Source organism: Streptomyces sp. Da 82-17, from assembly GCF_046098215.1.
Classification (GTDB): domain Bacteria; phylum Actinomycetota; class Actinomycetes; order Streptomycetales; family Streptomycetaceae; genus Streptomyces.
Window position 1 is genome coordinate 23,125 of record NZ_JBJURH010000030.1, and the last position, 17,697, is coordinate 40,821.

The following is a 17,697-nucleotide window of genomic DNA, read 5'->3' on the forward strand; positions in this document are numbered from 1 at the left end:
GTAGCGTGGGACCCGCTGCCGAGATCCCTTGGAGGACGCGCGTGTACGACATCACGGTCGACCAGCTGACCGTTCCTGCTCCCGTCGATGCTGACGTCGCGAGCCGTGAGGCGTTCATCGGCCGGGCCCTGAACGCGGACGGCACGTACTTCGAGGACGAGGAGCCGCCGGTACCGTCCCGCCCGTCGGTGCCGGTGACCTGTTCCGCGTGCGGGGCGGACGTGACGCGGGTGCGCGGGTCGTGGACGGGCCCGATCACCGTGGCATGCACGGCTGGCCACGAGCGGGAGGGCACGGTGCAGGAGCTCACTGCAGCCCTGCGCCACCCGCGAGCCGACTAGCCCGTCATGACGTGCTTGTTGGGGGCTTTCGCGGCCTCGGCGTATTCGGGGAGTTCGACGACGGTGACGCCGTCGGCCTCCAGGCGTTCGGTGCCGTCGGCGCCGGGAACGAAGACGTCGGGCTCCCGCCAGGCCGTGACGACGCGGCGGACGCCGGCGTCACGGATCAGCTGGGCGCAGGAGCGGGGCCGGGAGGCCCGCTTGCCACACGGCTCGAGCGACGAGTACACGGTCGCGTCGGCGAGCCGCCGGTCGTTCGAGGCGAGCTTCTTCAGGGCGCCTTCTTCGGCGTGGTCGTGCGGGTCGCCCTCCCGGGAGTACGAGCGGGCGAGCTCGGTGCCGTCGGCGGCGACGATGACCGCGCCGACGGAGAACGCCGTGCTCGACGGCGGGCAGAGGGCGGCCAGTTCGCAGGCGAGGGCGAGCCAGGCCCGGTCGGCGTCCGTGACATGGTCGCCGGACCCGGGCCGGCCGTGCTCGGTGCTGCTGGTCATGCGGTGCTGGTCTCCTTCGGGGCGTACCGCATGAGTACCACGTCGCCGATCGGCTTCGTTTCGAGGAGCCGCATCCGGCGGGTGGCGCCGCCCGGGTAGGAGGCCGGGTTCAGCATGCGGGGCGCGTCGGTCTGGCCGACGAGGAGCGGGGCGACGACGAGGTGAAGTTCGTCGGCGAGGCCCTGCTCGAGGAGCTGGGTGTGGATCTGCCCGCCGCCCTCGACCATCAGGCGCCGTACGCCGTGGACTTGGTACAGGGCGTCGAGAATGACCTCCCACTCCTTGCCCTCGGGGACCTGGTCGACGCGCGCGAGGTCGCCGAGCGTCTTCTTGGCCTTCTCCGCGGCGTCCCGGCCGACCGCGAACACGGCCTTCTGGCCGCCGTGGTGCCAGAACTTCCAGTCCGCGTCGACGTCGCCGGTGCGGGTGACGGTGACCTTCAGCGGGTACTCCGGGAGGCCCGCTGCGACACGGTCGGCCCGGCGCTGCTCGGACTTGACGAGGAGGCGGGGGTTGTCGGCGCGGAGGGTGCCGGTGCCGACGAGGATCGCGTCGCTCGCGGCCCGTACGGCGTCGACGCGGTCGAAGTCGGCGTCGTTGGAGAGCATGAGGCGGTCTTCGCCGGCGCGGGTGTCGAGGGCGCCGTCGAGGGACACGGCGGCGGAGAGGAGTACGTGCGGGCGGGGCATGAGGGCAGCCTCCAGTCGGTGATCGGGGACAGGGTACGGCGGCGTGGTGAGCGCGGGTCAGGTCTGGGGGTGCAGGACGATCTGGTCGAGCGCAGACCGGAACTCGGGCACGCCCTGCTCGCGCGGGGTGTGGGCGAGGGCGGCGTCGAGCTTGTCGAGCTGCTCGACGATGCGGGCCGATCCCGTCTCGGCGGCGATCTGTACGGCCTCGAGGCCGGTGTGCGCGGCCTGTTGGTGGTCGCCGGCCCCGGCGAGCGCGCGGGCTTCGCGGGCGAGGTAGACGCCGCGGTCGCGCCGGTAGGCGGGAGGTAGGGCGCCGATCGCGCTGCGGAACCCGGTCACGGCCTGCTCGTAGTGGCCGAGCGCTGCCAGGGACCGGGACCGCGCCGTGTGTACGTACGCCGTGTCGAGCCAGGAGCCCCACACGCCGTCGTCGGCGGCACGGTCGAGGAGGTCGAGCGCCGTGTCGTAGCCGGAGAGGGAGGCGGCCTCGTCGCCGAGGAGGGCGTTGCCGTGCGCCTGGTGCATCACGGCGATCACCTCCAGCTTCGAGCCGGGCTTCGCGGTACGGCGGGCCGCGTTCGCGAGGCCGAGCGCGTCGTGCGGATGCCCCGTGTCGGCGGCCAGCTGGGCTTTGCGGCCGAGGATGTACGCGGTCAGGTCGCCGTCGCCGGTGATGTGGGACGCGTCGAGGGCGCGGGCGGTATGCCCGGTCGCGGTCCGCTCGTCGCCGATGTCCTGCGCGAGCCACCCGGCGAGTTCCTCGTAGCGGGTCTCCAGCTCGAGGAGACGGGCGGCGTCGGCGCCGCGGGCGGCCTTGCGCTGCGCGGTGAGGCCGGCGAGGCGGTGCTGGACGGCGGGCAGGACGTGCCGGGGGCCCATGAGGTTGTCCTGCTGGATCAGGGTCCGGCGGAGCTGGGCGAACACTTCGGCCGGGGATCCGCCGTTCACGGGCGACGCCGCGACGGCCGGGGTGGGCAGCGCGGCTACGGCGAGGCCGGCCAGGCCGGAGGCGAGGACAGTTCGTCGGGGCACGGGCACGAAGCGGATCCTTCCATCGATGCGGCAGGGGACGACCACTGTGTCCGTGTCGTCAGCATCTGAGCCTGCCTGCCCGAAGGTGTTCAAGGCCAGGGCGTCCGGGGCGCTGGCCACATGAACGCCGGGGTTGGCCACATGGCCACGTGCCGCATCTCTGGACACGGCGCGAGTCCCGGAACGGCGCGCGCCCGGGCCGCCTTGGGGCTCGGCCAGGTTGGCCAGCTCCCAGCCGCGTACTAAGGACCCGCCGGCGTTGAGGGCTTCGTCGACAGCGACGGCGATGTGCCGGGGCACGGGGCGCTCTGCGCGTTCAAGTCGTGCCAGGTGGGAGGCGTTGACGTGGGCGGCGGCTCCGAGCGCGCCAAGGGACACGTCGCGTGCTTCGCGGATGCCGCGCAGGTCGTAGCCCCACCGGTGCCAGGGCCCGGCGTTGGGCGTCAGCTCCTTAGGTCGCTGCGCCATCCCCGTCGACCTCCCCCTCGTCTCCGCCCGTGCTGGGGCGGGTAGTTGGCGCTCTCACCATGGCCCGGATGTGGCCTGCGTGGCCAGCGCCGGGGGCCACATGCCGGACCTGTTGGCGGGCCTTGCGGGCGGCTTTCATCGGTGGTGCGAGCTGATCTCACGCTATCCGAACCCGCCTACGGGCGGGCTGACTTGGGGGTGCTGACGTGCACGAATCCATGATCCGCACGGCCCGTTCGGGCGGCCGGGAGGTCCGGTTCGTGCCTGTCGGTGCCCTTGGGGTGGCGTCGGGCGGTGAGGGCGTGGTGTCTGTCCCCGTTTGCCGGGGGGACAGCCGTCACGCTTCACAACTCGCGGCAGGGGCCGCAGAGGCCATCGAGTGTCACCGCCTCGGGCAGCACCGCGTCGCACTTCACGCACACCTCGGTGCAGGCGGAGCAGTACGGGGCGCCGTTGAACTCGACGGCGACCGGGCGGACATGGCGGCACTCGGCGCACACGGACCCGGTGTCCTTCGGGGCGGCCGGGGCGGGTGCGGGCGGGAGTTTGCCGCGGAGCCGCTTACGGACGAGTCCCAGCGGGTGCGTCACCTCGGCGGGCAGACCGCGGGTGAGCGCGACCTCGAGGTGTTGGGCGCTGCTGCGCTCCAGCCACAGGGCGACAAGCTCCTCGCACTCTTCGATCTCGCTGGTGCCGAGCGTCAGCCGGGGTTCCCTGGCGACGATCGCGGCGAGCGTGGTGAAGGCGTTGCTGCGCTGCTCTCCTCCCTCCCCACCCTCCCCTTCGCCGGGAGCCTCGGTTCGCGGGACGGGAACGTCGACCACCAGGGGAGGGGGGTTAGTTCCCGAGGGGTTAAGAGGGGTTGGGGTCACCTGAGAGGTGACCCGTTCCGCACCTCTCAGGTGACCCGTTCCGCGCATTGGGTCACCTGTGGGGTGACCCGTTCCTTCGGTGCCCTCGTATTGGGTCACCTGAGAGGTGATCCGTTCTGCGGGGCGCGTGCACTGCCCGTGCAGACCGTCGTGCGGAGGCTCGGGGCACAGCACCACCAGCTGGTAGACGGCGTGCTGGCCCGGGAAGCCGGACAGCTCGCGGCCGTCGCGTACCGCGTACTTCAGGACGCCCTTCTTCATCAGCTTCCCGATCGCGTTCCGCCAGCCTGCGGCCGCCTTTCCGGCGCGTTTGAGGACGTACGGCTCGTGGATCGGCCCGTACGTCTCCCTGGAGCGGTCGTTGGCGTTCTCCGCGATCACAAGAAGGTCGCCGCGCTCGCCCGCGGTCAGGTCCCAGTCCTGCCAGTGATCCATCACTTCGACCATCAGTCTCACGGCCATGACGGAACCGCCGTCGCGGCTGCGCCCGGCCTGCTGCTGACTGCCGGTTCTCCTCGCTGTACGCTCAATTTGAGCGCCTTCCTCTACCGGGTGGCTGCTTCTGTCAGCGGTCTGCACTCCGCTGTACTGCTTGGACGGCCGGTCGGGTACGGGGTAGCTGCGAACTCCCCACGACCGGTCGTTCTGGCGTTTCCTGCGCTCAGGGCTGCGATCCCGAGCGTTCGACGCTCACGTTTCGCCGGCCATCAGGTGTCCGGCTTCTCTTTCCGCTTCGCCTCAAGGTCCGTTCGCCGACCCGGCTTGGTGACGCGCCCCTTCCAGAACTCCTCGACCGCGTCTGCCGGGTACTTCGCCCGGGTGCTGCCCGGTTCGAGGACGGGCGCGGGGAACTTCGGGTCGGACCGGGCGATGCGGTGCACGAGTTGGCGGCTGACGCCGCGCTCCTCCGCGATCTCCGGGATGGTCAGCAACCGGGGGGCCTCCTTCTTCTCCTTGTCGGTCAACGCTTCTCCTCCATCATGCCTCAACCTTGTTGACAAAGTCCACGAGGTGAGGGAGTCTCGTATCAGCACAACGAAACGACCCCGGCCGACAAAAGCCGGACCGGGGCCGCTTGCCCCAAGGCGTGTTGCACCACGTCAAGGGACTGTGAACCGCCCTACCTGCGTTCTCAGGAGGTCGATCCGCATGCAGCAGGATCGCACAGCGACCGTTTTCATGGCACCGCACCCCGTCGACAACGTCCACCAGGACGCGCCGGACCCGTTCGCGGAGGCCCTTCGCCGCTCGGTACTTCACGACATCGGCCCCCGCGCCGAAGGCGTCGCGTACTACGACGAGGACCGCCTCGTACAGGTCCGCCGCGTCATCACCGATCGAACCGAGGCCCGCCGGATCCTCAAGCGCCGCGCCGCTCAGTTCGCGATCCTCGTCCGCGACCTCCACACCGGAGCCGAGTACGCCACCGGCGCCACCTGGATCGGCACCGACCGCGTCCTCAAGGCGGTGGCGGTATGAGCGCCGACTGGTCCAACGACACGGTCACCCTCAACCACCCCGTCCTCGTCGCCGAGATCGAGAACGCCTACGCCGAGCTCGACTACATCGCGCTCTTCGCCACCGTCCTCGACCACCGCCAGGTCAACCTCCCCGTCGCCCTCGCCGCTCTCGACGAGGTCCTCAGCGACGTCCCGTACGTCACCGGCGCGGACGAGAGCGAGGACGACGCCTGATGGCCGCGAACCCACTGCACACGGACGCGAACGCCGTCCCGTCTATCGACGACACGGACCTCGGCGACGTCCTCGCCGACCTGTCCGGCATCCACCCCGGCCTCGATCTCATCGCCGACGGCCTCCGCCTCATCGCCCACGACCGGCACTCGCGCGGCCAGACGCAGACCATCAGCGCCGCGCTCGCCGGAACCGACTCCGACGCCGTCACCGCGATCGCCTTCACCCTGCAGCGCCTCGCCGACCCCGACACCAACCCGAGCCTGCGCGAACTCCCCCTCGACCAGCAGAAGTTGATCCGCCTCGCGGGCGAGCAGACCGCGTACGCCCTCACCGACCCCGACCTTCACCAGCCCGCCGCCAACATCGCCGCCGCCATCGACGGCCACTGACCACCCCGGGCCCCTGGCCCGGCCGGAAGCCGTGCCGGCGACCACCCCCACGCCGGTACGGCTCCCCGCCCGACCAGCACTCCCTCAACCGTCGAAAGGAGGCCCGCCATGGGCCTGTTCGGACCCAGCAAGAAGTTCGCCCAGATGCAGACCCCCGAGGAGCAGTACTTCGCCTCCGGGACGTACGAGCGCACCGAGCGTGCGACCCGTGCCGTAACCAGCGACCGCAACGCCCGCTACCGCAACGAGCAGCGTCAGGAGCAGGAGCGCACCGCCACGGAGAACCGACGGAAGCAGGTGACGCGCACCGGCACGATCCGGCGCCGTGGAAAGGCCTTGATCCTTGAGGGCGGTTGGCAGTTCGCCACCGACAAGCTCCCCAAGGGCGACCTCCGCGGGATGACGTTCAAGGGCGACAAGCTCGGCGACCTGACCGTCAAGGACATCCACGACCTCGCTGAGAACCACGGCCCGAACTGCCGCTGCGGCCTCGGCCGCTGACCACACCACCGAGAGGAGCGCCCGGACATGGGCCTGTTCAGGAAGACCGTGGAAGAGAAGGCCGCAATCGCCGAACTCCGTGCGGCCGACGCCGCACTGCACCAGAACCAGCAACGCGAAGAGGCCGCCGGCATCGACCACGAGACCCCGCAGTACCAGCGGCTCAACACGGCGGCGAACAAGGCCGCCTCGAAGGTGTCCCGCTGGCACGGCGGTACGAAGCGCACCTGACTCCCTCGGGACTCATCGACACGGCACCAACCATCGGAAGGAGCACGACATGAGCATCACGATCACGAACACGTACGGACAGCCGCACCAGACGAGCCCGACCAACCCGAACCACGTGACCGGCGGCGCCGGCTACCGCGTCTCCATGGCCGGCATCCTCACGGCGCAGCACGACGACTTCGCCGAGATGGTGGATTTCCTCGACCTGGGCAACGGCACGAACCTCCACACCCGACCGGAGGGCTACGGCATCGCGTTCCTCGAGTCGGAGGAGCACTCCTTGACCTACTTCGGGCCGATCGAGCAGGTCCGCGAGTACCAGCGCGGCACGAACGCGGGTGAGAACCCGCGGCTCGACACGTCGCTCGGCTTCCTCGTCGGCAGCTGGCCGCACGGTGGCGCGTGGGACACGTTCATCCCCACCTCGTACTGGAACCGCCAGGCGGACGGCGCTGCCGCCGACGGTGTCGGCATCATTACCGCCTTCGCTCACAACGCGATCCCCGGCGCCGAGGTCATCGTGTACGAGTACGAGGGCCGTTGGACGCCCGAGTCAGACGTGGCGAAGCTCGTCACGTACCACTGCACCGGCTGCCACAAGGACGCGTTCTTCGACAGCGGCCACACACACGCGAACACCGGCCCGACCGCGCGCCGGTGGGCGGCCCAGCAGGCGCGGCAGCACATCACGAGCGCCACGAAGCACGGCGTCGGCAGCGAGCGCACGCTCTGCCAGCCGCACGACGGCGAGGCCTACCGCATCGTGAACGCCTTCGGCCGAGAGAAGTTCGGCCCCGGGTACATCCCGATCTCCGAGGACGAGGGCACGGCCTGCGCGACGACGGGCCCGTGCTCGATCGTCCGTGAACTCCGCGCCGGCGTCCGCCCGCCCGCCTACCCGGCCTGACTCCCACCCGCACACGAGAAAGGACCCCGATCCCCGTGACCACCACCCCGGCCCCCGACACGAAGGCCGCCGGCCCGGTCCTCGGTGCCTGGCAGCCCCTGCCCACCGCCGGGGCCACCCCCAACACCGACCAGCCCAACCCCCTCTTCGACAAGCTCATCTACGGCCGGACCGCCTCCGACTGGGCCATCCGCGCTGTCCTCGTCGTCGTCATGACCGCCGCCCTCGCCACCGGCACCTGGTCGATCTACACGCTCCTCACCGTCCAACTCCACGCCCCCAAGGAGATCGCGATCCTCGGCTGCGGCATGTTCGACGTCGCCGCCCTCTTCTTCGCGCTCCTCGCCCAGAAGTACGCCGTCACCACCGACAGCGGCCTCGCCCCCCGCCTCGCCATGCTCGCCATGATCTCCACGAGCGCGTGGGTGAACTGGCAGCACGGACAGCTCGAGGGGTGGGGGACCGTCGGCTCGGTCATCCTCGCTGCCGCCCCGATCATCGCCGAGCTCGCCTTCGAGATGTTCCACCGCTACGCCCACCGCGAGACCCTCCGCTCTCTCGGCCGCGTCGCTCAGACCCTTCCCGTACTCGGCAAGTGGGCCTGGCTGTTCCACCCGCGTCGCTCACGCAAGGCGATCGACGCTCACATCAAGGCGGCGCTCAAGGAGCACGAGGCCGTCGCCGAGCGCCGCGAGGAAGTCGCCGTCGACCGCGCTCACTCCATCGTGAGCGCCCCACGCCCCGCCATCACCCTTGAGCGCCTCCCCGCCGAACTGAGCGCCCCCGACACCAACGCGCTCGCCGAGCGCGCTCACGAACCCGCGCTCACGGAACCCGCCGAGCGCCCCGCGCTCACGTCGAAGAGCGCGCTCACCGAGCCCGCTCAGAAGCCCACCGAGCGCCAGATGCGCTCTGAGCGCGACATTCAGCAGGGCACGCTCACCTCCGATGAGCGCGCTCACAAGTCGTCTACCAGCACTGAGCGCACTCCTGAGCGCGCTCAGAACACCACCAGCTTCGACGAGCGGAAGGTGCTCCACGCTCAGCAGGACACGCTCACGCTCACCCTCTGGAAGACGCTCAACGAGCGCCCCGAATGGACCGAGATCCGCGACGCGCTCACGAGCGCCGGACTCCCGGAAGTCTCCCGGGCCACCGCTCAACGCATCCGTGAGCGCGTACAGAACGCTCACCCCGAACTGCCCAGAGAACGCGGCCGCGCGCTCAGCGCCAACAGCTGACCACTTCCCCGAGAGGAGACCACTATGGACATCGAGAACCTGATGAGCCCCGAGGGAATGCGCGCCTTCACCGACGAACAGCGCGACACCCTCACCACCGACGCCTCGCAGGTGCGGCAGCTCGCCCTCATCATCAAGGCCCGCATCGCCCAGACCCAGATCGACGGCGACAAACCCTGGTCCGCGAAGCTCCGCGCCTACAAGGTCGGCAAGCAGTTCGAGCAGGTCGCGAAGCAGCTGGAGAAGGCCGCGGCCGGCTGCGAAGGCATCAACGCCTCCTACAAGAAGGACGTCCTCGAGGTTCCGGCGCGCCGCGAGCGGGCCCTGGAGCGCAAGGAGCAGCGCGCCGAGCAGAAGATGCTGGCCAAGGCGCGCGCCAAGCACGGCATCACGGGGGCGCTCGCCGAGAACGCCCACGCCCTTAACGCCGGTACCGGAGCGGCGAATCCGCAGGTCAACGCCCCTGCAGCGCCGCCCGCGCCGCAGTACGTGAACCCGGCGCCGTTCCCCATGCCCCAGGCCCCCGCGCAGTCCTCCTCTGGGCAGATCAGCGACCACTTCCCTGACATCAGCCTGGAGGCGTCGTGAGCGCCCACCGGCCCAACCGGCAGCGGAACCAGGCCGAGTTCTGGAACGAGAAGCAGGGCAAGGCTCAGACGCCGGAAGCCCGTGCCGCCGTCTGGTACGACGCCTGCCGAATGCGCGTCCGCAACGCGGACCCGGCCAAGCAAACCGAGCTGTGGAACGCGCTCGCGAGCCACCTGCACAACTTCTTCCAGGAGCACGCAGGGTGACGGAACGTCATCATCATCACCCCCGAAAACAAGGTGATGAACCGCTCAACCCGCGCGCGCGACGCGCGCGCGTGAGAGTGCCCTACCCCACTACCCACTGTCAACCCTGAAAGGGGGCTGAGATGACCGACACCAACGACCAGAACCCCGGCGGAACACTGATCGACTTTGCGTCGCGTACCGGCCGAACCGGGTTCACGCTCACCCCCACACCTCCCACCGACGACCCGCTCGGCGCCGTCATCCCGCCCCCGACCACCCCCGCCGACACCCTCGTCGACCACGGGCCGGCACCCCGCCGCAGCCCCATGGACATCGTCGACTCTCTGCCCTCCCAAGCCCTCGACCCCGCGACCATCACCGCCACCCCCGAACCCGGCCTCGTCCCCGCCACGTTCCAGAACCCCGACGCCCCGGCACCCGACCAGGTCGGCCCCCGCCTCGGCGCCCTGTCCCTCGCCGCGATCCTCGCCGTCGCCGTCGCCGCGATGCGCGGCACCGCCACCGTGCTGCAGGACCGCCGGCAGCGGCGCCTCGAGCGCGCCGAGGAGGCCAAGCCGCTCCGCGAAGCCGCGCAGAAGAACCGCCTGGCCATGGCGCAGGCCCGGTACGGCGAGCAGGCCGCCGCGGCGAAGCATTCCTCGGCGATGCAGGGGATCGGCGCGAAGGCCGCCCAGCAGCGCGCGAAGCAGAACGGCAAGGTCCCCTCCAGCTGGGAGTTCGGCCGGAAGGCGACCGGGAACCGCAGCGGATCGGGCTCGGGTTCGAAGAACAGCAGCGGCACCGGGACCGGGCCGGGCCGAGGCGGCAAGCCGGGCGCTGGCAAGGGCAACACAGAGTCGAAGACGTCGGGGAGTGGCGGCTCGGGCAAGTCCCTGGGCGGCGGCCGCGGTTCGACCGGATCCGGTACGGACAGCAAGGGCGGCAAGCTTCGCCTCGGCGGCGGCCAGGGCAACCGGTCGAAGAGGAAGGACAAGGGCTCCTCGGCGGGCGGCGGCGCCGGCAGTGGATCCGGGGCGAAGGACTCCGGGTCCGGGCGTGGCAAAGGCCGCACCCAGAAGAACGGCGGCACGGGCGGCGGGAACCGGCCCGGGAACGGGGCGGGCGGCCGCGGGCGCGGGAAGCTCCCGCAGACCCTGAAGGCCGCGCAGCAGCGCAACAAGCGGCGAAAGAAGGACCGCGACCCGCAGGTGGACGGCGCCGCCACGAACGGCAAGTCCGGCTCGCAGCAGGACACTTCGGGACCTGTCGGCAAGGGCAGCAAGGCGCTCCCGAAGGGCCTCACGAAGCGCTGGAGGTTCAAGAAGAGCCGCAGCAACGGCGGCGGCACCGGCCGTACGGGCCTGTGGGAGGCGTTCAAGCAGGACACGTCCCAGACGGCCGAGGACCGGTGGACCATGCGCCGTACGAAGCAGGGCGTGCCGCCGCTGTGGAAGACCGACAAGAAGCGCACAAAGAAGAAGCAGCAGGACGGACCGTCGCAGCGGGGAGCGAACCCGGGCGGGGGAGAAGGCACTTCGCACGGCGGCATGCGCGACCGCTGGACCCGGGCCCGTGACCGAGCCCGCAACACCTGGCAGGGCTCGACCCGCGGAACTGGTGACAGCGGCTTCACCGCGACCGCCGGACCGGGCACCGGATCCCGTGGCACGCAGCAACCGGGCGGCCGGGGCCAGCGGCGCAGCCCCTACGAGAACGTCGGACACGCCCAGCCGGCCGACGAGTTCAAGGTGTGGCGAGCCGACAAGCCCGCCCCCAAGGGCGAGGACACCGCCCAGGAAGCGCTGACGAGCGGCACGAAGGCGCTCGTGGCCGCCCCGGAGCAGCACACCAAGCGTCCCGGCACCCGCCGGCCCAGGCCGATGCCTCCCGCACCACAGACCCGCACCAGCAAGGAGCCCAGCACCATGGCGAAAGCGATCGGAAAGATCGTCGGCGGTGGCGAGGAGATGGCCGCCGAGCACCGCACCGAGGTCTCCCTCGACAGCGCCCTGGACATGCTCTCCGGCCTCACCGACGACGCGTTCAAGACCCACGATCAGGCCGGACGGCTCGCCAAGAAAGCCATCACCCTGCGCGACACATGCTCCGCCTTCGCCGAGGAACTGAAGGCCAAGCACAACCTCATCGGCAGGCTCTTCAACGGAGCACTCGTCATGTTCCAGGAGTCCATGGGCCTCCTGGCCCGCATGTCCGAAGAGCTGGAGGCCGCGGCCCTCGAGGCCGCCGAGAAGTGCGAGATCGCGGACACGGAGATGAACGACGCCTACCGGCCCATCACCCAGGCCGCAGCGGACGCCAACCTGCCCGCCCCGTCAGCCCCCATCCACAACCGCGCCTGAAAGGAGCGACATGAGCTGGTTCAAGCCCGAACTGGTCCGGGTTGCCAAGCACTCCCCGTTGCCCGCCCCCGATCCAGCACCCAAGAAGATCGGCTGGGGCGACGCCATCTTCGGAATCATCAACTTCGTCTCCCTGGCCGCCCGCTTCGCGGCCCTGGCCGCCGCCGCCGCGCTCCTGAAGGAAGGCATGGACTTCCTCAACCGGCGCATGCGCCGCAACGCGGCCAAGGGCCACAAACTCGCTGAAATGTGCGGGCAGGCCCGCGTCGACCCGTACTTCCAGGGCCTGATCCACGAAGCCGGCTCGGCGTTCGACCGGTGCGCCGAATCGTCGGACGGCGTCGCCCGAGCCGCCGACGAGATGCAAGCCCACGCCGCCGCTGTGAAGGAAGCCCACCAGACCGAGTACGGCGGCGTGTACGAGGCCGTGAACGCCTCCCCGTACGACCAGCCCACCGCCGGCTTCAACGAAGTCCGCTGACCCCTGAGCCCCGTAGAGGAGGACCGCATCATGGCCACCGCCACCACCGCTGCCGAGACCAGCCCCGAACTGCGCGTCGTGCCCGCAGGTACCGTCCGGCGTCGCGCACGCCTCGAGCGCCTCCTCTACGGAGCCGCGACCCTCGGCCTGAGCATCGGCCCGCACACCGACTTCGTGCCCGCCCACCTCGGCGCCGCCGTTCTCGGCGCCAGCGCCTTCATCACCCTGTGGCGCCGCTTCGGAGACACCCCGTTCCAACTGGACAAGCTGCGCTCCGCGCAGAAGAGCGTCCCGGCCGTGAGCGCCGCAGCCATCTACCTCACCGACGTCTTCCACCCCGGCGCCCCCTGGTGGGAGCTCGTCCTGCCCGTGGCCTGGGGCGGCCTCATGGCCGTCACCACGCCGCTGACGAACGCCGCCCGCCTCGTCGAACTCCCCGCCCTGGCCGCCCAAGCGGCGCCCGCCGCGATCGAGGCCGCCCCGCAGGAGCCCGCAGCAGCCTCCGCGCCGACCACATACCCGGAGTACCGGCAGTGGGAGTGGGCCAACGCGAAGTCCACCGGCACCACCCTGCTGACCAACGTCCAGCAGTACACCGACGAGCACGGCCGGCAGCTCCCCGACTTCTGGGGCACCGTCATCGCCGAACAAGGCGAAGCCGTCCCCGACTTGAAGGACAGCGCCCTCGCCGGCGTCTTCGACCTGCCCGTCGGCACGGTCTGGCTGCAGCCCATCGAAGGATCCGGGCCCGGCCGCATGCACCTCCTCGCCCGCCCCACCCTCGGCCGCGAGGAGAAGAACACCGACCCGATCCACGAGATCTTCAACAAGCGGATCGCGCGCCCCGGCGGGGGAGGCGACGGCATGCAGCTCCTCGACTACCGGATCGAGCCGAACCGCATCGCGCTGCGCATCACCGCCCCCGACGACCAGTTCGTCCAGCTCGACCAGAAGAAGATCGCCCGCTCCCTCAAGTACAAGGACTCCAGCCTCGTCATGGTCGAGACCGACGGCCTCGGCGACGGCGTCATCTCCATCTACAAGAACCACCCGCTGCTGACCCTCCGCGAAGCCACCGTCGAAGACCTCACGATGGCCGAGGACGGCACCATCGCCATCGGCATGCGCCCCGACGGCCGCGAGGCCCGCGTCCCCCTGTACGACCCGCAGATGGGCGCCATCACCGACCTGTACGTCGCCGCGCCCGGCGGCGGCAAATCCGTCAGCCTCCTCACCCTCCTCGCCGCCGAACGCATCAGCGGCATCGTCTCCATCGCCGCAGACGCCCAGGACGGCATGAGCCTTCCGGAGGCCGACGGCCGCATCTACCACTTCGGCAAGGGCATCGCCGCCACCGCCGCGACCCTCGCGGCCGCCGCGGACCTCGCCAAGTACCGGGAGAAGGTCTCCGCCGCCAACGGCTGGGGCTCCTTCGAGATCGGCAACCCCTGGCGGCTCGTGAACGTCACCCTCGACGAGCTGAACCGCATCCTGTCCGCCGACGCCCCCGTTCCCCGGCCCTTCCGCAAGTGGGTCGCCGGCCTCACCGGCGACACCCAGGCCACCGGCCGCAAGCTCGGTGAAGGCATCCGTTTCGCCGCCCAGTCCATCCACCTCGCCGACCTCGGCGACAAGGACCGCATCCGGGCCAACGCCAAGAACGGCACCGTCTGGCTCGGCCGTACGAACAGCAGCACCACCCAGCACATGGCGCGCGACGGTGTGCTGCCGCCCGGAGTCGGCATCGAACCGATCCCCCGCTACTTCAAGGTCGGCGACGGCAGCGACATCGACGCCACGTTCCACGGCAAGGAGACGAAGAAGGGCCCGGTCACCGCAGGCATGGCCAACATCATTCAGGGCGGCAGCGTGTTCCTGGGCCGCACCTGGTTCGCCCGCAAGGAGAACAAGACCTACCCCGGGCTCATCAAGCTCATGGAGAGCGCGCCGATCCCGCGCCTCAGCCCCGAAGAGGACGTCGTCTTCCAGACCTCGTACGCCCGCTGGCTCGCCTTCGCCGAAGAGCTCCTCGCCGGAGGCGACACCGCGGAAGGCATCGACGCGGCTGTGGACGCCGAGCAAGCCGTCGCCAAGGAACAGCTCGCACGCCTCGGAATCCACGACGCCGACGAGGAGGACGAGCAGCCGTCCGCCGGGACCATCAAGGACCGCATCCTCGACCTCCTCGCCGACGGCCAGCCCTGGAAGCTCCGCGACGTCCGGGCCCGCCTCGACGACGTCTCGCCCGCGTCGGTGAACAACGCGATGGCCGAACTCCACCACGCTGGCCACGTCACCCCGATCAGCCGCGGCACCTACCAGATCGCCCCCAACTAACCCGCCCCGAAGGAGAACCAGCCCCATGTCCGCACTGCCCGAGCCGAACCCGCAGCCCACCGACCCCCAGGCCGGGCAGCCGACCCCCATCGACACCACCGCCGCCCAGCTCCTCAACTCCGTGAACGAGGCGCTGGCCCAGGCCCAGGCGAACATCGCCGCCGACCAGACCCCGCTCGACATCCCGACGTCGTACCGCAACCCGCAGCCGCTCCCCACCATCGGCCCGACCCCGCCCGTACCGCAGCCCGGACGGCCCGCCATGAGCTCGAAGGCCACCGACGACAGCGTCCGCATGCTCTCCTTCGGCGCCATGACGCTCCTCTCCGGAGGCGGCGCCGCCGTGGTCATGCTCGCGTCCAACGTCGCCGACCCCACCGTCATCGGCATCGTCTGCGCGGCCCCCGTAGGCCTCGCCCTGCCCATCCTCGCGATCGGCCGGCTGCTCCGGAGCGCGAAGGAGGCCGCCGAGGCCGCGCCGCCCGAGAACCACCACCACTACAACGGGCCCGTCTATCAGGACGCCCGTACGACCAACACCACGACCAAAGGCCTGATCGCCAACACCCGCAACCAGCTGCCTCACTGACCACCAACACCCGCCCCAGGAGCACCCGTTGAGCATCCATCCGCTCCTGCGCCGCACCCGCCGCCGGATACCCCACATCAGCCTCGGCGCGCTGCTCGGCGTCCTCTTCGCCCTCTACGCCGCACTTCGAACCTGGCCCGTGTAGTCCGGGAACACCCTCAACGCTCTCGTCAAGGAGCGGAAGATCCACCGGGGGAGCCGGCCCGGAACGGCGCGTACGCCATCGGCCCCTTCATCGAGGCGAGCGGCGGGCTCGAGGACGCTGCATAGCCAACGGCCGTGCGGGCCGGCAGCCATCAACCAGGCTGCCGGCCCGCATCATGCGCTAGGCGCTACTTGCTCTCCTGCGCATTCCGCGCGATCTGTTCGGCCAGCTTACGTTCGGCCTCCTGCTGAGCCTCGAGTTGGCGTCGCAACGCCTCCATGACCTCCGGCGGGGTCGGCTCGGCCATCACGCGTCTCCTTTCGTCTCGGCCTGGCGCTGGGCGGAGTTGTACATCCGACGGATCGACGACTGCTTCTCAGGGTCGTCGAGGAGCGACTTGGCGATCGTCCGCCACCCCAGCTTCAACTCGTCGTGCAGGTACACGACTTGCTGGGCAGACCGACGCTTCAGCACAGACGCCAAGGCCGCCGTGCTCGCCGCAGCCTGGACCGCCTGCTCAGGGGAGCGTTGTGCGGGGAGGCCGGCGCCCTCCGGGTCACCGAGGGCCTCCAGGGCGTAGGCGAGCTGGTCGCTCTCGATCGCCGTCCCGATGTACCCCTGCGGGTCATCGGCCTCGGGGTCCCAGGTGATTTCGGCGCTGTGGCCGCTGGTCTTCGTCACGAATACGGACATGGTGACTTCCTTGCTGACTGCGCGTGCTGCCCCTGGCGGGCGGACCCGAAGGGGCAGCAGGCCAGGGCTGGTTAGCGGCGCCGGAAGTTGAAGGTGATGCCGCTGTTGCTCTCGGTGTCGCTCTTCGCCGCATCCGCGAGCCGCTTGCGGCCCTCCTTGATGAGGCGTTCCTTCTCCGGGCGCGTGGCCTCGATGAGGTCGTCGGCGGCCCGCATTGCCTCTTCCTTGTTCTTGAACCAGCCCATGATCGGTCTCCTTAGTGGTGACGAGCGTATGGAAGGAACCTCGCACCCCGATGAACTTGGGGGGTGCGCTTTGCGCACACCTAGAGAGTGACACAGGGGTGCGCAAAGCGCAAGGGGGGGCTTGATGCCCCCTGAACTGGCAGCAGGGGAAGCGCCTCAGACAAACCGTCAGCGGTGCCCCACGATGAACATGCACGGCCCGGCCTGACTCAAGAGCGTCCCCGCGCCCCTTCAGTCGCACCACCGGGCCGTGCCACACACCGCTCGGGCCAGGCGAAACCCCCAGGCCCGCGCCCGAGCCCCGGCCCCGGCAGTCATCCCCCGACTGCCGGGGCCAACTTCGTTCGATGAATTCCTCGCGATCCGCCCGGCCGCCGCTGCATACTCGGCACTGCACGACCGACCCGCGCACAGCACCTCGAGGGGCCCAACTGCCAAACCCTCGGGGCGCGCTGGTCGGCCCGCCAACGAAGCAGGGGTCGGGCCGCAGGCCCCTGCTGGGTGCACCCACCGCACGTCCGCAGCGATCCTGCTCGAAAGGGGAGGGCGACCGTGTGGGCGGCCACACCAACAGCCCGAACCTGCAGTGGATCCCATCGAGTTCCTTTGGCAGACCTTCCTGAAGACGGTGCAGACCGCACTCGCGGGCACCGCCTTCGCACTGGGAAGGAGGGGCCTGAAGCGTTGGAGCGACCGTCCGAAGCGCACCGCTGACGACGCCTGACGCACCCGTGGGTGGTGGAGACCCGGCGGTCTCCACCACCCGCTCAAAGTGTCTCGCGGGCCCGCCGGTTCGCTTCCTGCAGCCCCTCCATGTACCGGTCCATGCGGTCCCCGTCCGGGAGCCCCGCGCACTCGGCCGGCTCGTCCTCGACCCCCGCGGCCTCGTCGGCCTGCAGCAGCTTCGCCCACGCCTCCACGCACTCCGCCCGCCCCGCGGCCGCATCCCGTGTCGCCGTCGGCTCCTCCGTCGGCGTCGCCGCGGGCTTCGACGGCCCCGGATTCTCGCTCGACTCCCCGCCCCCACAGCCGGCCACGCCAGCACCCAGCACCACCGTCGCCACGACGGCGACCCCCACCCTGCGCATACGTCTCATGCCGGGCATCATGCGGCCCCACCCAGCGCTGGGGGAACGAAAGTACGGAAATCACCGATCATTCGTGACAGGCGCGGGGCCTGACCGAAGCAGCGGGAGCCCCGACCGC

20 protein-coding genes and 1 pseudogene are annotated in these 17,697 nt (G+C 70.5%); 14 read left to right on the forward strand and 7 right to left on the reverse strand.

What is annotated here, in order from left to right; translation table 11 throughout:
• The first annotated feature begins 41 nt into the window (after window positions 1-41).
• Window positions 42-341 carry a hypothetical protein gene (locus ACIDOF_RS34480; RefSeq protein ID WP_409010164.1) on the forward strand — a complete coding sequence of 100 codons (300 nt, stop codon included), beginning with the start codon at window positions 42-44 and terminating at the stop codon, window positions 339-341.
• Here ACIDOF_RS34480 and ACIDOF_RS34485 read toward each other — a convergent pair.
• The 4 genes and pseudogenes from ACIDOF_RS34485 to ACIDOF_RS34500 all read right to left on the reverse strand — a co-directional run bounded on the left by ACIDOF_RS34485 (window position 338) and on the right by ACIDOF_RS34500 (window position 4,864).
• Window positions 338-1,524, reverse strand: a pseudogene (locus ACIDOF_RS34485) (dihydrofolate reductase family protein). The gene ACIDOF_RS34480 and the pseudogene ACIDOF_RS34485 sit on opposite strands and share 4 nt — an antisense overlap.
• A 57-nt stretch (window positions 1,525-1,581) precedes the next feature.
• On the reverse strand, window positions 1,582-3,027 hold the full coding sequence (locus ACIDOF_RS34490; RefSeq protein ID WP_409010165.1) for a helix-turn-helix domain-containing protein: 1,446 nt from the start codon (window positions 3,025-3,027) through the stop codon (window positions 1,582-1,584).
• A 344-nt stretch (window positions 3,028-3,371) separates the two neighbouring features.
• Window positions 3,372-4,361: a hypothetical protein gene (locus ACIDOF_RS34495; protein ID WP_409010166.1), complete on the reverse strand. Its 990-nt coding sequence runs from the start codon at window positions 4,359-4,361 to the stop codon at window positions 3,372-3,374.
• A gap of 245 nt (window positions 4,362-4,606) precedes the next feature.
• Window positions 4,607-4,864, reverse strand: coding sequence for a helix-turn-helix transcriptional regulator (locus ACIDOF_RS34500; RefSeq protein WP_409010167.1), 258 nt, complete (start codon window positions 4,862-4,864; stop codon window positions 4,607-4,609).
• Between the two features lie 214 nt (window positions 4,865-5,078).
• Here ACIDOF_RS34500 and ACIDOF_RS34505 point away from each other — a divergent pair, with 214 nt between their 5' ends.
• From ACIDOF_RS34505 to ACIDOF_RS34565, 13 genes are all read left to right on the forward strand, one after another.
• Window positions 5,079-5,378: a hypothetical protein gene (locus tag ACIDOF_RS34505; RefSeq protein ID WP_409010168.1), complete on the forward strand. Its 300-nt coding sequence runs from the start codon at window positions 5,079-5,081 to the stop codon at window positions 5,376-5,378.
• The gene (locus ACIDOF_RS34510; protein WP_409010169.1) at window positions 5,375-5,593 is read left to right on the forward strand and encodes a hypothetical protein; all 219 of its coding nucleotides are present in this window, start codon (window positions 5,375-5,377) and stop codon (window positions 5,591-5,593) included. The genes ACIDOF_RS34505 and ACIDOF_RS34510 overlap by 4 nt, the downstream gene beginning before the upstream one ends.
• Window positions 5,593-5,985: a hypothetical protein gene (locus ACIDOF_RS34515; RefSeq protein WP_409010170.1), complete on the forward strand. Its 393-nt coding sequence runs from the start codon at window positions 5,593-5,595 to the stop codon at window positions 5,983-5,985. The genes ACIDOF_RS34510 and ACIDOF_RS34515 overlap by 1 nt, the downstream gene beginning before the upstream one ends.
• 108 nt (window positions 5,986-6,093) lie before the next feature.
• Window positions 6,094-6,486, forward strand: a complete 393-nt coding sequence (locus ACIDOF_RS34520) for a hypothetical protein (RefSeq protein WP_409010171.1) — start codon at window positions 6,094-6,096, stop codon at window positions 6,484-6,486.
• A 27-nt stretch (window positions 6,487-6,513) separates the two neighbouring features.
• Window positions 6,514-6,717 (forward strand): hypothetical protein, encoded by a 204-nt coding sequence (locus ACIDOF_RS34525; protein ID WP_409010172.1) that lies wholly within the window; start codon window positions 6,514-6,516, stop codon window positions 6,715-6,717.
• A gap of 49 nt (window positions 6,718-6,766) precedes the next feature.
• On the forward strand, window positions 6,767-7,624 hold the full coding sequence (locus tag ACIDOF_RS34530) for a hypothetical protein (protein ID WP_409010173.1): 858 nt from the start codon (window positions 6,767-6,769) through the stop codon (window positions 7,622-7,624).
• Window positions 7,625-7,659: 35 nt separating this feature from the next.
• Complete coding sequence (locus tag ACIDOF_RS34535) at window positions 7,660-8,865, forward strand: hypothetical protein (protein ID WP_409010174.1); 1,206 nt, start codon at window positions 7,660-7,662, stop codon at window positions 8,863-8,865.
• 24 nt (window positions 8,866-8,889) lie between these two features.
• Complete coding sequence (locus ACIDOF_RS34540; protein ID WP_409010175.1) at window positions 8,890-9,453, forward strand: hypothetical protein; 564 nt, start codon at window positions 8,890-8,892, stop codon at window positions 9,451-9,453.
• Complete coding sequence (locus ACIDOF_RS34545; RefSeq protein WP_409010176.1) at window positions 9,450-9,659, forward strand: hypothetical protein; 210 nt, start codon at window positions 9,450-9,452, stop codon at window positions 9,657-9,659. The genes ACIDOF_RS34540 and ACIDOF_RS34545 overlap by 4 nt, the downstream gene beginning before the upstream one ends.
• A 122-nt stretch (window positions 9,660-9,781) precedes the next feature.
• Window positions 9,782-12,001, forward strand: a complete 2,220-nt coding sequence (locus tag ACIDOF_RS34550; RefSeq protein WP_409010177.1) for a hypothetical protein — start codon at window positions 9,782-9,784, stop codon at window positions 11,999-12,001.
• Window positions 12,002-12,011: 10 nt separating this feature from the next.
• Window positions 12,012-12,482, forward strand: coding sequence for a conjugal transfer protein TraB (locus tag ACIDOF_RS34555; protein ID WP_409010178.1), 471 nt, complete (start codon window positions 12,012-12,014; stop codon window positions 12,480-12,482).
• A gap of 30 nt (window positions 12,483-12,512) precedes the next feature.
• Window positions 12,513-14,819 (forward strand): hypothetical protein, encoded by a 2,307-nt coding sequence (locus ACIDOF_RS34560; RefSeq protein ID WP_409010179.1) that lies wholly within the window; start codon window positions 12,513-12,515, stop codon window positions 14,817-14,819.
• Window positions 14,820-14,844: 25 nt separating this feature from the next.
• Window positions 14,845-15,408 carry a hypothetical protein gene (locus ACIDOF_RS34565; RefSeq protein ID WP_409010180.1) on the forward strand — a complete coding sequence of 188 codons (564 nt, stop codon included), beginning with the start codon at window positions 14,845-14,847 and terminating at the stop codon, window positions 15,406-15,408.
• A gap of 451 nt (window positions 15,409-15,859) precedes the next feature.
• Here the strand turns inward: ACIDOF_RS34565 and ACIDOF_RS34570 are convergent, their stop codons facing one another.
• The 3 genes from ACIDOF_RS34570 to ACIDOF_RS34580 form a co-directional block, all read right to left on the reverse strand.
• The gene (locus ACIDOF_RS34570; protein ID WP_409010181.1) at window positions 15,860-16,246 is read right to left on the reverse strand and encodes a hypothetical protein; all 387 of its coding nucleotides are present in this window, start codon (window positions 16,244-16,246) and stop codon (window positions 15,860-15,862) included.
• 71 nt (window positions 16,247-16,317) lie between these two features.
• Window positions 16,318-16,491: a hypothetical protein gene (locus tag ACIDOF_RS34575; protein WP_409010182.1), complete on the reverse strand. Its 174-nt coding sequence runs from the start codon at window positions 16,489-16,491 to the stop codon at window positions 16,318-16,320.
• Between the two features lie 767 nt (window positions 16,492-17,258).
• The gene (locus ACIDOF_RS34580; RefSeq protein ID WP_409010183.1) at window positions 17,259-17,588 is read right to left on the reverse strand and encodes a hypothetical protein; all 330 of its coding nucleotides are present in this window, start codon (window positions 17,586-17,588) and stop codon (window positions 17,259-17,261) included.
• Window positions 17,589-17,697 lie beyond the last annotated feature (109 nt).